The organism is Mesorhizobium sp. M1338 (assembly GCF_040318045.1).
GTDB lineage: Bacteria > Pseudomonadota > Alphaproteobacteria > Rhizobiales > Rhizobiaceae > Mesorhizobium.
Window position 1 is genome coordinate 1 of the sequence record NZ_JAMYLL010000140.1, and the last position, 936, is coordinate 936.

At 66.3% G+C, this 936-nt stretch carries 1 protein-coding gene; it reads left to right on the plus strand.

Annotated features, from left to right (window positions below; translation table 11 throughout):
• Positions 1–936 (plus strand): condensation domain-containing protein (locus tag NKH19_RS33345; protein ID WP_352983961.1); only part of this gene is annotated, 936 nt, incomplete at both ends.

Consider the following 936-nt stretch of genomic DNA (forward strand, 5'->3'; position numbering starts at 1 on the left):
GGGCGGCCTATGAGGCGCCGCGCGGCGCGATCGAGACGACGCTGGCACAGATCTGGGCGGAGCTTCTCAGGGTCGAGCGGGTCGGGCGCCACGACAACTTCTTCGAACTGGGCGGCCATTCGCTCCTGGCGGTGCAGCTGATGGAGCGGCTGCGGCGGCTGTCGCTCGGGGTGGAGGTGCGCACCCTGTTCGCCAGGCCGGTGCTGGCCGATCTTGCCGAAGGCCTTGGCAGCAATCACGAAGTGACGGTGCCTCCCAACCTGATCACCGAACAGAGTACGGCGATTACGCCGCAGATGCTGCCGCTCATTGAGCTGGCCCAGCCGGAGATCGACCGGATCGTAGAAACGGTGCCCGGCGGCGTTGGCAATGTCCAGGATATCTATGCCCTGTCGCCGCTGCAGGACGGCATCCTGTTCCATCATCTGCTGGTCAGCCGGGGCGATCCCTACCTGCTGGTGTCGCAGATGGCATTTGCCGATCGCGAGCTGTTGGACCGCTATCTCGGCGCGGTCCAGCAGGTAGTCGATCGCCACGACATCCTGCGCACCGCATTCGTCTGGCAAGGGCTGTCCAGCCCCGCCCAGGTTGTGTGGCGCAAAGCACCCCTCGAGGTGAGCCAGGTCGAGCTGGATGCCTGTGGTGGTTCCGGCGCCGATGAGCTTCGGCGCCGGTTTGATCCGCGCCGGGAACGCGTCGATCTTGGCCGGGCGCCGTTGTTGCGTTTCGTGATCGCGCGCGAGCCCGGCAGCCGCCGCTGGCTACTGCAGCAGCTGCAGCACCATTTGATCGGGGATCACACGACGCTGGAAGTCATGTATGCCGAGGTACGGGCAGTGCTGGAGGGACGCGCGCATGAGCTTGCGGCACCGCAGCCGTTCCGCAATCTGGTGGCGCAGGCGCGGCTGGGGGTCGATGCCAAGGCGCATGAGGAGT